The organism is Pantoea sp. B_9, from assembly GCF_008632015.1.
GTDB classification, from domain to species: Bacteria; Pseudomonadota; Gammaproteobacteria; order Enterobacterales; family Enterobacteriaceae; genus Pantoea; species Pantoea dispersa.
In genome coordinates, this window is record NZ_VWVL01000008.1 from 220771 (window position 1) to 231882 (window position 11112).

Consider the following 11112-nt stretch of genomic DNA (forward strand, 5'->3'; position numbering starts at 1 on the left):
AGAAGGATAAGGTCATGCGCCATCGTAAGAGTGGTCGTCAACTGAACCGCAACAGCAGCCATCGTCAGGCTATGTTCCGCAACATGGCTGGTTCTCTGGTTCGTCATGAGATCATTAAGACGACTCTGCCGAAAGCCAAAGAGCTGCGTCGCGTAGTTGAGCCGCTGATTACTCTTGCCAAGACCGACAGCGTAGCTAATCGTCGTCTGGCATTCGCCCGTACTCGTGATAACGAGATCGTGGCAAAACTGTTTAACGAGCTGGGCCCGCGTTTCGCGAGCCGTGCCGGTGGTTACACTCGCATTCTGAAGTGTGGCTTCCGTGCTGGTGACAACGCTCCGATGGCATACATCGAGCTGGTTGATCGTCCAGAAGCTCAAGCAGAAGCTGCTGCAGAGTAATTTGCAGTAACGTAAAAAACCCGCTTCGGCGGGTTTTTTATTGCCTGTCATTTCTTCCCATTTCCCCTCCATTCGCTATGCTGTTGGCAGACATGCCTGCAGGAGGTTTCTATGTGGCTTATCGATCAGCTGGCTGAGCAACACATCCGCGCCGCTCAGGAAAAGGGCGAGCTGAGCAATCTGCCTGGTGAAGGTGCGCCGCTCACGCTGGACGATGACAGTGGTGTGCCGGCGGAATTGCGCAGTGCCTGGCGACTGCTGAAAAACGCCGGCTATCTCCCTCCGGAACTGGAGATGCGCCGTGACGCGCTGGCACTGAGCGATCTGCTTCGCGAACTCGATCCTGATGACTGCGAGGCGCGCGAACTGGCCAAACGCCTGACGCTGCTGGAGATGAAGCTGCAGCAGGCTGGCATGAGCACCGATTTTCTGCGTGGCGAATACCGCCCGGCGATCGGTCAGCGGCTACAGCAGGAGAAATAATATGTATCGCATTGGTCAGCTGGCAAAACTGGCGGACGTGACGCCGGATACCATCCGCTTTTATGAAAAGCAGCAGATGATGGATCATGAGGTACGCACCGAGGGCGGCTTCCGCCTGTACAGCGATAACGATCTGCAGCGCCTGCGTTTTATCCGTTACGGCCGGCAGCTTGGTTTCAGCCTGGAATCGATCCGCGACCTGCTGTCGATCCGCATCGATCCAGAGCATCACACCTGTGAAGAGTCAAAAGCGATCGTGGCGAAACGGCTGGATGAGGTGAACAGTATGATTGGCGAGCTGCAAACCATTCAGCGATCACTGCAACGGCTGGCGGAAACCTGTTGTGGCGACCGCCATAGTAGCGCCTGTTGTTCGATCCTCGAGGCACTGGAAACCGGTGAAGATCCGCATCCTGAAATTTGTTGTAGCAAGGATTGAATTCTGGCGCGCAGGGACTATAGTTGCGCCATCACTAACCGGAGGACGATATGAGTCACTATCAGCATCGAAAAGGCAAAATTAACGATAACGCCCTGGAAGCCCTGTTACACGATCCGCTGTATCGCCAGCGAGTTGAGCGCAATCAGAAGGGGAAAGGCAGCTACCGGCGTAAAGATAAACACGCGAAGGGAGCGAATCAGGAGGCCAGCGGTAAGCAACAGTGTTTACCTCTGGCCTTCTGCTTTAGTGACAAAAAAGCCGCCTGAAACTGGCGGCTTTTATTTATCACACTTTATTATTTTGTTGCTTAAGCAGGTCGCGAATCTCGGTCAGCAGCACTTCTTCATTGGTCGGTTTAGGCGCTGGTTTTTCCACTTCTTTCTTTTTATACAGTTTATTCATTACTTTGATGGCAATGAAGATAGCAAACGCCACGATGATGAAATCAAATACCGTCTGAATAAAGTTACCGTATTCCATCACCACCGCGGGGATATCGCCTTCTGCTGGCTTGAGTACCCATTTAAACTGCTTAAAGTCGACGCCGCCAATCAGTAAACCGAGCGGTGGCATAATGATGTTCGCAACCAGTGACGATACGATCTTACCGAACGCAGCACCGATGATCACACCGACCGCCAGGTCCACCACGTTGCCACGCATCGCAAAATCACGAAACTCTTTGAATAAACTCATTGTTATCTCCTTGCCTTGGCCAATGGCTAAAGTCTAACAAACCTTCGTGTAATTGCCATTATAACAATGGATTAAACACCACTCTCACTGCAGCCCAATCACAACGCGTTACAGGAAGAACGGGCTCGGCTGGAACAGACGCTCAACGTCCGGCACAAACTTTTTGTCGGTGAGGAACATGATCACGTGGTCGCCTTGCTCAATACGCACATTATCATTGGCGATGATCACGTCATCACCACGCACCACCGCGCCGATAATGGTGCCCGGCGGCAGTTTAATATCTTCAATCAGGCGGCCGACCACGCGCGAAGTGGTTTCATCACCGTGGGCAATGGCCTCGATGGCTTCTGCAATACCGCGGCGCAGTGAAGAGACGCCGACAATATCGGCTTTGCGCACGTGGCCAAGCAGCGCAGAAATCGTGGCCTGCTGCGGTGAGATCGCAATATCGATCACGCTGCCCTGCACCAGATCGACATAGGCGCGACGCTGGATCAGCACCATTACCTTTTTCGCGCCCATCTTTTTGGCCAGCATCGCTGACATGATATTGGCTTCATCGTCGTTGGTGACGGCGATAAACAGATCGACCTGATCGACATGCTCTTCTGCCAGCAGTTCCTGATCCGAGGCATCGCCATAGAACACGATGGTATCCTGCAGATGTTCAGCCAGTTCAGCTGCGCGCTGCTGATTACGTTCAATCAGCTTAACGCTGTACTGCTTTTCCAGCCGCTGCGCCAGGCCAAAGCCGATATTACCGCCGCCGACCAGCATAATGCGTTTATAGGGCTTTTCGAGCCGCTGCATCTCGCTCATCACCGCACGAATATGCTGACTGGCGGCAATAAAAAACACTTCATCGCCAGCTTCGACGATCGTCGATCCCTGCGGACGGATCGGGCGATCCTGACGGAAAATGGCGGCTACGCGGGTATCGATATGCGGCATGTGTTCACGCAGGATCGACAGCGGATTGCCCACCAGCGGCCCACCGTAATAGGCTTTGACCACTGCCAGGCTGACTTTGCCCTCGGCAAAATTCACTACCTGCAACGCGCCAGGGTACTGAATCAGCCGATAGATGTTGTCGATCACCAGCTGTTCAGGCGAGATCAAATGGTCGATGGGTACCGCTTCCGGCACGAACAGCTTTTCCGCATCGCGCAGATAATCGGCGGCGCGGATACGGGCAATGCGGTTTGGCGTGTTAAACAGCGAGTAAGCAATCTGACAGGCAATCATGTTGGTTTCGTCAGAGCTGGTGACCGCCACCAGCATATCCGCATCTTCGGCGCCGGCTTCACGCAACACGCGCGGGTGCGAACCATGGCCCTGCACCACGCGCAGGTCAAACTTATCCTGCAGCACGCGTAAGCGTGAGGGATCGCTATCAACCACGGTGATGTCATTGTTTTCGCCCACCAGGTTTTCGGCGAGCGTGCCGCCCACCTGGCCGGCGCCGAGGATAATAATTTTCATGGATACGTTGCTCTTGTCACTGTGCGCTGCACTATTTTTTCATCAGCTTAGCGTAGAAGAAACCGTCGCCGCCATCGATGGCAGGGAAAACCTGCCAGCCGTTAAGTTGCCCCTGTGGCAGTGCCTGCGGCACCGCATCGTCATGCGTCGCGAGGAAAGCCTCAATCTGCTGCTGGTTCTCCTGCGGCAGCACTGAGCAGGTGGCATAAAGCAGCGTACCGCCCGATTTCAGGTGTGGCCAGATGGCCGCCAGAATCTCACGCTGTAGCGCGGCGAGTTCGTCGATATCGCGATCGCGGCGTAGCCATTTGATATCCGGATGGCGTCGAATAACGCCGGTGGCCGAGCAGGGCGCATCCAGCAGGATGCGGTCGAATTGCTGCTCGTCGCACCAGGCCGCTGGCGTGCGGCCATCGCCCTGACGCACGTCAGCCTGCATTCCCAGACGCTGCAGATTTTCCGTCACGCGCGACAGGCGCTGCGCATCGATATCCACCGCCATTACGCGGGCCTGCGGCGCAATTTCGAGAATATGGGTGGTTTTGCCGCCGGGCGCAGCGCACAGGTCGAGAATGGTTTCGCCGTTTTCCGGCGCCAGCAGCAGGGCACAACGCTGAGCAGAGAGATCCTGCACCGTCACCCAGCCCTGCTCAAAGCCTGGCAGCTGACTGACCGGAGCCGGTGCTTCAAGACGCAGCGCATCCGGCGCGTCAGCACTAAACGCATTTTGATTCTGCTGGGTTAATAACGCCAGCCAGGCGTCACGGCTGTGATGCTGACGATTCACGCGCAGCCACATTGGCGGTCGCTGATTGTTTGCTTCCACAATCTGCTGCCACTGCTCCGGCCACGCGGTCTGCAACCGTTTCAGCAGCCAGCCCGGATGCCAGTAGCGCTGCGGGCCCTGATTGACCTCTGCCAGCAGTGCGTCCTGCTGACGCTGGAACTGACGCAGCACGCCGTTAAGTAAGCCTTTCAGATTTGCCCGCTTCAGTGCTTCAGCCCCGGCCACGGTTTCGGCCAGCGCGGCGTGCGGCGGAACGCGGGTATACAGCAGCTGATACAGGCCCACCATGATCAGATAGTGCAGTACGCGCTTTTTGCCGGTTAACGGCCGCGCCATCAGCTTGTTAATTAACGCTTCCAGCTGCGGCAGCGTGCGCGTCACGCCAAAACACAACTCCTGCAGCAGCGCGCCATCGTTGTTTGCCAGCGTTTTTTGCGCAGCGGGCAGAATCGCGCTCAGCGATTCCCCTTTATCCACTACGCGTTCAATCAGTTGCGCGGCAAGGCTGCGCAGGTTGGTCGCTTTTTTCATATTCATTCATCAAACAAAAAGCCCGGCGAAGACCGGGCTGGAGAATCAGGCCAGAACGGTGCCGGGTGTAAACCATTCACGACGCGAATTGAGCAGATCCTGCGCCGCCATGGCTTTTTTGCCGGCAGGCTGCAATGAGAGCAGATTCAGCACGCCATCAGCGGTCGCGATCTGGATGCCGTGTTTGTCAGCCTGCAGAATTTCTCCCGGCTGGGCGCTGCGGTGCGGTAACACGCTGGCCTGCCAGACTTTGACCGGCTGATCGTCGATAAGGAAATAACTTACCGGCCACGGATTGAAGGCGCGAATGCACCGTTCCAGCTGAACAGCAGAGAGCGACCAGTCAAGACGTGCCTCTTCTTTGCTGAGCTTTTCCGCGTAAGTTACCAGGGTCTCATCCTGCACTTCGGGCTGCGCGCTGCCGGCGGCCAGCAGACTGAGCGTGGTCAGCATCCCCTGCGGTCCCAGCTGCGCCAGCTTGTCGTACAGCGATGCGCTGGTATCGTCGGCATTAATCGGGCAGGTTATTTTGTGCAGCATATCGCCGGTATCCAGACCCACGTCCATCTGCATGATGGTCACACCGGTTTCGTTATCGCCGGCCCACAGTGAGCGCTGAATCGGCGCCGCACCTCGCCAGCGCGGCAGCAGCGAGCCGTGTACGTTGATGCAGCCAAGGCGCGGCATCGTCAGCACCGCCTGAGGCAGGATCAGACCATAAGCGACCACCACCATCACATCGGCCTGTAGCCCGGCAACCAGCTGCTGATTCTCTTCCGGCTTCAGGGACTTTGGCTGAAACACGGGGATATCATGCGCCTGAGCCAGCACTTTTACCGGGCCCGGCGTGAGTTTATTGCCACGTCCGGCTGGGCGGTCGGGCTGAGTAAAGACGCCAACCACCTGATGCTCAGAAGCAAGCAGCGCGTCGAGATGACGCGCTGCGAAGTCAGGAGTACCGGCAAAGATGATTTTTAACGGTGCAGACACAGTTCAACCTTCTGTTCGCTCTCAGGATGCGCGCGCATTCTGGCGGGCCAGTTTTTCCAGTTTCTGTTTAATACGCTGACGCTTCAGCGGCGACAGATAATCGATAAACAGTTTACCGTCGAGATGGTCGATCTCATGCTGAATGCAGATCGCCAGCAGACCATCGGTTTCCAGCTCGAAGCTGTTACCGTCGCGATCCAGCGCGTGCACTTTGACCCGCTCGGCACGCGGCACAAACGCCCGCTGTTCCGGGATCGACAGGCAACCCTCTTCGATACCAGTTTCGCCGCTTTTTTCCAGCAGCTCCGGGTTAATCAGCACCAGGCGCTCTTCGCGGCTTTCAGAAACATCAATCACGATGATGCGCTGGTGAATATCCACCTGCGTCGCCGCCAGACCAATGCCTTCTTCGGCGTACATGGTCTCAAACATATCGTCGACAATACGCTGAACGTCAGCATTCACAGCCGCAACGGGTGCAGCAATTTTGCGAAGGCGATCGTCAGGGAAATGTAATACCTGCAAAACTGACATAAATATCCAGATCTGTATGCGTTAAAGAAAAGATTACTGCCTCATATTGTAGACTTTTTGGGGCCTGATTGACAGCATTGTGCCGCATCAGAGCACGGCTGACAGGGAGCGCAGCATGGAACGCAGTGAAAGGATTATCAGGCTGACTTACGTCTGGGGTTTAAGCGGTGAGCGCGCCCGTCAGTTCATCATGGCGCTTCTGGCCACCAGCCACGTTGACGACGCGTGGTTGCAGCAGCACGGGCTGGACGACACGCAGCGGCAACAGTTTCTCGCCCTCTGTCCACGCCAGCTGGAAAAAACGCAGCGCTGGCTGCAACAGGCGCAACATCATCTGATTGCCTGCACCGATGCACATTATCCCGCCCGTTTGCGGGAAATCAGCCGCTATCCGGCTGCCCTTTATATAGCGGGTGACCTCTCTGCACTCGCGACACCGCAACTGGCGGTGGTCGGCAGTCGTCACTGTTCGCCGTATGGCAGAGAATGGGGCAGCTGGTTTACCCAGCAGCTGGCGCTAAGCGGTTTGACCATCACCAGCGGGCTGGCGCGCGGTATTGATGGCGTGGCGCATCGTGCCGCGCTGGAAGTACAGGGCAAAACTCTGGCCGTGCTGGGCAGCGGGCTGAATCATCTCTATCCGAAAAGCCATCAGCCGCTGGCACAGGAGATCATCGCCAGCGGTGGCGCGCTGGTTTCAGAACTGCCGCTGTCGATGGCGCCCCATGCGGTAAATTTCCCGCGGCGTAATCGTATTATCAGCGGCCTGAGTCATGGCGTGCTGGTGGTTGAAGCGTCACTGAAGAGCGGCTCGCTGGTAACGGCGCGCTATGCGCTGGAACAAAACCGTAACGTGTATGCGCTGCCTGGCGCGCTGGGTAATCCTGGCTGTGAAGGCACGCACTGGCTGATTCAGCAGGGGGCGCTGCTGGTGGCGCATCCCAACAATATCCTTGAGGATTTGCATTCTGCCCTGCAATGGTTGCCGGCCAGCATCTCAGAAACAATATATTCACAACTCAGTGATGATGTGCCATTGCCATTTCCCAGCGTGTTGGCTAACGTAGGTGATGAGGTTACACCTGTTGACGTCGTCGCTGAACGTGCCGGCCAACCTGTGCCAGTTATCGCAGCGCAATTGCTGGAGCTGGAGTTAGCAGGATGGATCGCAGCTGTACCCGGCGGCTATGTCCGATTGAGGAGGGCATGCCATGTTCGACGTACTTATGTACTTGTTTGAGACGTATATCCACAACGAGGCTGAAATGCGCGTTGACCAGGATAAATTGACCGATGACTTAACCGATGCCGGTTTTCATCGCGAAGATATCTACAATGCGTTGAATTGGCTTGAGCGGTTAGCGGATTATCAGGATGGTCTGGTCGCGCCAGTGTTGCTGGCTAACGATCCGCTCTCCATGCGAATCTACACGGAAGAAGAGAGCCAGCGTTTAGATGCCGAGTGTCGTGGTTTTATTCTGTTCCTGGAGCAAATCCAGGTGCTGAATATGGAAACGCGCGAAATGGTCATCGAACGGGTTATGGCGCTTGATACGCTGGAATTCGATCTGGAAGATCTCAAATGGGTGGTGCTGATGGTGCTGTTTAACATCCCCGGCTGTGAAAATGCCTATCAGCAGATGGAAGAACTGTTATTCGACGTCAATGAAGGTATGCTGCATTAATTTGCGATTAATGCATTCGGTAATATGAGTAAACCAGCACTATTTACCGTGCGTAAACACGATCCCTGCCCCGCCTGCGGGGCAGAATTAGTGATACGTGCCGGCAAGCACGGGCCTTTTCTCGGCTGTGTGAATTATCCAACCTGCGACTATATCCGCCCGCTGAAAAGTCAGGGTGATGGCCATATTGTCAAAGTGCTGGAAGGCCATGCCTGCCCGCAGTGTGGTGCGGACAAAGTGCTGCGCCAGGGGCGATTCGGCATGTTTGTCGGCTGTAGCCACTATCCGGAGTGTGATTACACGGAAACCATCGATAAGCCGGACGAAACCGCAATTGCCTGCCCGCAGTGCGCCAGCGGCAAGCTGGTGCAGCGCCGTTCACGCTATGGCAAAACCTTCCACGCCTGCGATCGTTATCCCGACTGCCAGTTCGCGATCAACGCCACGCCGCTGGAAGGTGTCTGCCCCCATTGCCAGTTCCCGTTATTAATAGAAAAGAAAACCGCACAGGGCATGAAGCGCTTCTGCGCCAGCAAACGCTGCGGCAAGCCCATCGCCCAGGATGAAGAGTGATCATGAACCAGAGCCAGCATGCACCCGGAAGCCTCGACTTCTGCATCGAACAACTTCAGCAACAGCAAGTGATTGCTTACCCTACCGAAGCCGTATTCGGCCTTGGCTGCGATCCGGACAGCGAAAGCGCGGTGATGGCCCTGCTGGAGCTGAAACAGCGCCCGGTAGAAAAGGGGCTGATCCTGATCGCCGCTGATTATGCGCAGCTCGAGCCTTATATTGCCGATCGCGAACTCACCGTGCTGCAGCGCGAACGTATGTTTGCCAGCTGGCCGGGTCCGGTCACCTATGTGGTGCCTGCTTCGCCGCATACGCCGCGCTGGTTAACCGGCCGCTTTGATTCGCTGGCGATTCGCGTCAGCGATCATCCGCAGGTTCAGGCGCTGTGTCGCGGATTTGGCAAGCCGCTGGTCTCGACCAGCGCGAATTTAACCGGTCAGCCGCCGTGCCGCAGTGCTGCCGAAGTGGCAGAGCAGTTTGGCTCGCAGTTTCCGGTATTGCAGGCGGCCACCGGCGGTCGCCTGAATCCTTCTGAAATCCGCGATGCCATCAGCGGTGAACTCATTCGTCAGGGCTGATTATGGAAAAGTTTGCCGTTTTTGGTCATCCCATCGCCCACAGCAAATCTCCGTTTATTCACGCCGCTTTTGCTGAGCAGACCGGTATTGAACATCCTTACGGACGCATCTGCGCACCGCTGGAAGGGTTCCCGCAGGCGATAGAGGCGTTTTTTGCGGCCGGTGGCAAAGGCGCCAATGTTACGCTGCCGTTTAAACAGCAGGCATGGGAGTTCGCGGATGAGCTCAGCGAGCGCGCGGCCTTATCCGGCGCGGTAAATACCTTAAAGAAGAGAGCCGATGGTTCGATTCTGGGTGATAACACGGACGGCATCGGCCTGCTGAGCGATCTGCAACGGCTGCAGCTGATCCGGCCGGGCGATCGCATTCTGCTGGTGGGCGCGGGCGGCGCGGCGCGTGGGGTGATCCTGCCGCTGCTCTCGACGGGCTGCGCGCTGGTGGTGGTAAACCGCACGGCAGAACGCGCGCAACAGCTGGCTGAGCTATTCCAGCACAGTGGGGCGATCCAGGCGATGAGCTTTGATCAACTGGCCGGCGAACGTTTTGATCTGATCATCAATGCCACCTCCAGCGGCGTAGCGGGCGACGTGCCGCCGCTGCCGGTTACGCTGATTGATGCGCAGGTGCGCTGTTACGACATGTTTTATCAGCAGGGACTGACGCCATTTCTGGCGTGGTGCCAGCAGCACGGCACACAGCAGCTGGCGGATGGACTTGGCATGCTGGTGGGCCAGGCGGCGCATGCGTTTCAGCTGTGGCATGGTGTTATGCCGGAGATCGCGCCGGTCATCGATCAACTTAAACAGGCGATGCAGGCATGAACCAGGCTATCCAGTTTCCCGATCGGGAAAGCTGGGACGCAGTCCGGCAGGCGGTGCTGTTCCCGGTATTAGTGAATGGTATGGGACTGACCTGCGCAATATCGCTGCCGGCGCTGCAGCAGCGTTTTGGTGCCGGAGAGGCGATGGCGCTGTTTAGCGCGCATCGCTGGGATCTGGAGGAAGAGGCCGAGCAGTTGCTCCGGGCGGAACAGGCCGACGATCAGGGCTGGCTGTGGCTGCCCTGAGCCAGATATTCATCTTTCCAGCCGACATAATTGCTGGCGGAGTAAAGCAGTCCGGCTATTTCCGCTTCGCTTAGTGGTCTGATCTGCTTCACCGGGCTGCCTAAATAGAGATAGCCGCTTTGCAGGCGTTTACCGGGTGGCACCAGGCTGCCGGCGCCAATCATCACCTCATCTTCGACGATCGCGCCATCCAGCAGGATCGAGCCCATACCCACCAGTACGCGGTTGCCAATGGTGCAGCCGTGCAGCATTGCTTTATGGCCCACCGTTACGTCTTCACCGATGATCAATGGAAAGCCATCGGGATTACTGCTGGATTTATGCGTAACGTGCAGCACGCTGCCATCCTGGATATTGCTGCGTTTACCAATCACTACTTTATTCACGTCACCGCGGATTGCTACCAGTGGCCAGATGCTGACATCATCAGCCAGCTCGACTTCGCCAACGACCACGCTGCTGCTATCCACCATCACGCGCTCACCGGTATGGGGAATATGTTGCTTATAAGGGCGCAGGGCTACAGACATTCTATTTCTCCTTTTCTGATGTTTCCCACTAGCCTGCGGCTTCCGGTGCGGGTAAACAAGCTGATTTTTGTGCGGATCGCTCGCGATCGCAGCGAAAAGAGTGAAAACTCGCCAGTCGATAAAAAAGATCGAAAAAAGGGGTTGTGCAAAAAATCCGGATCCCTATAATGCGCCACCACTGAGACGGCAAAGCGGCAACGCAGACGGCTCAGCAGGGCGTGAAGCGATTCACCCCGCCGGAGAAAAACGCTGAAAAAAGTGTTTGACTCTGAAGGAGGAAAGCGTAATATACGCCACCTCGCGACAGCAGGCCGAACGCCGCGTCGCACCG

General features: G+C 56.5%; 16 protein-coding genes. 10 read left to right on the top strand and 6 right to left on the bottom strand.

The window, feature by feature from the left end; genetic code table 11:
• Nucleotides 1-14 precede the first annotated feature (14 nt).
• The 4 genes from rplQ to F3I21_RS20805 all read left to right on the top strand — a co-directional run bounded on the left by rplQ (nt 15) and on the right by F3I21_RS20805 (nt 1592).
• Nucleotides 15-401, top strand: a complete 387-nt coding sequence (gene rplQ / locus F3I21_RS20790; RefSeq protein ID WP_003850180.1) for a 50S ribosomal protein L17 — start codon at nt 15-17, stop codon at nt 399-401.
• A gap of 111 nt (nt 402-512) precedes the next feature.
• Nucleotides 513-884, top strand: coding sequence for a DUF1992 domain-containing protein (locus F3I21_RS20795; RefSeq protein ID WP_058759896.1), 372 nt, complete (start codon nt 513-515; stop codon nt 882-884).
• 1 nt (nt 885) lies between these two features.
• Entirely contained in the window at nt 886-1323 is a 438-nt protein-coding gene (gene zntR / locus F3I21_RS20800) for a Zn(2+)-responsive transcriptional regulator (RefSeq protein ID WP_021508225.1), read from the top strand.
• Nucleotides 1324-1373: 50 nt separating this feature from the next.
• Nucleotides 1374-1592 carry an alternative ribosome-rescue factor A gene (locus tag F3I21_RS20805; RefSeq protein ID WP_021508226.1) on the top strand — a complete coding sequence of 73 codons (219 nt, stop codon included), beginning with the start codon at nt 1374-1376 and terminating at the stop codon, nt 1590-1592.
• Nucleotides 1593-1611: 19 nt separating this feature from the next.
• Here the strand turns inward: F3I21_RS20805 and mscL are convergent, their stop codons facing one another.
• The 5 genes from mscL to def form a co-directional block, all read right to left on the bottom strand.
• Entirely contained in the window at nt 1612-2022 is a 411-nt protein-coding gene (mscL, locus tag F3I21_RS20810) for a large-conductance mechanosensitive channel protein MscL (RefSeq protein WP_021508227.1), read from the bottom strand.
• 108 nt (nt 2023-2130) lie between these two features.
• Nucleotides 2131-3507 (bottom strand): Trk system potassium transporter TrkA, encoded by a 1377-nt coding sequence (gene trkA, locus F3I21_RS20815; RefSeq protein WP_021508228.1) that lies wholly within the window; start codon nt 3505-3507, stop codon nt 2131-2133.
• 31 nt (nt 3508-3538) lie between these two features.
• Nucleotides 3539-4825, bottom strand: coding sequence for a 16S rRNA (cytosine(967)-C(5))-methyltransferase RsmB (gene rsmB / locus F3I21_RS20820; protein WP_150059665.1), 1287 nt, complete (start codon nt 4823-4825; stop codon nt 3539-3541).
• Between the two features lie 45 nt (nt 4826-4870).
• Nucleotides 4871-5815, bottom strand: a complete 945-nt coding sequence (fmt, locus tag F3I21_RS20825; protein ID WP_058759898.1) for a methionyl-tRNA formyltransferase — start codon at nt 5813-5815, stop codon at nt 4871-4873.
• Between the two features lie 21 nt (nt 5816-5836).
• A complete protein-coding gene (gene def / locus F3I21_RS20830) occupies nt 5837-6349 on the bottom strand; it encodes a peptide deformylase (protein ID WP_150059666.1) in 513 nt (170 codons plus the stop codon).
• A 115-nt stretch (nt 6350-6464) separates the two neighbouring features.
• Between def and dprA the strand changes: the two genes are divergently transcribed.
• From dprA to F3I21_RS20860, 6 genes are read left to right on the top strand one after another with little or no spacing between them, the layout of a single operon-like run.
• Nucleotides 6465-7589: a DNA-protecting protein DprA gene (dprA, locus tag F3I21_RS20835; protein WP_150059667.1), complete on the top strand. Its 1125-nt coding sequence runs from the start codon at nt 6465-6467 to the stop codon at nt 7587-7589.
• Nucleotides 7561-8034 (top strand): DUF494 family protein Smg, encoded by a 474-nt coding sequence (gene smg / locus F3I21_RS20840; protein ID WP_031279836.1) that lies wholly within the window; start codon nt 7561-7563, stop codon nt 8032-8034. The genes dprA and smg overlap by 29 nt, the downstream gene beginning before the upstream one ends.
• Before the next feature lie 24 nt (nt 8035-8058).
• Nucleotides 8059-8607 (top strand): type I DNA topoisomerase, encoded by a 549-nt coding sequence (locus F3I21_RS20845; protein ID WP_031279837.1) that lies wholly within the window; start codon nt 8059-8061, stop codon nt 8605-8607.
• Nucleotides 8608-8609: 2 nt separating this feature from the next.
• Nucleotides 8610-9185: an L-threonylcarbamoyladenylate synthase type 1 TsaC gene (gene tsaC, locus F3I21_RS20850; protein WP_104094137.1), complete on the top strand. Its 576-nt coding sequence runs from the start codon at nt 8610-8612 to the stop codon at nt 9183-9185.
• A 2-nt stretch (nt 9186-9187) separates the two neighbouring features.
• On the top strand, nt 9188-10006 hold the full coding sequence (gene aroE / locus F3I21_RS20855; protein WP_058759901.1) for a shikimate dehydrogenase: 819 nt from the start codon (nt 9188-9190) through the stop codon (nt 10004-10006).
• Nucleotides 10003-10251: a DUF1488 domain-containing protein gene (locus tag F3I21_RS20860; protein ID WP_058759902.1), complete on the top strand. Its 249-nt coding sequence runs from the start codon at nt 10003-10005 to the stop codon at nt 10249-10251. Before aroE ends, F3I21_RS20860 begins: the two co-directional genes overlap by 4 nt.
• Here F3I21_RS20860 and F3I21_RS20865 read toward each other — a convergent pair.
• Nucleotides 10227-10781: a gamma carbonic anhydrase family protein gene (locus F3I21_RS20865; RefSeq protein WP_058759903.1), complete on the bottom strand. Its 555-nt coding sequence runs from the start codon at nt 10779-10781 to the stop codon at nt 10227-10229. The two genes, F3I21_RS20860 and F3I21_RS20865, sit on opposite strands and share 25 nt — an antisense overlap.
• Nucleotides 10782-11112: the final 331 nt, after the last annotated feature.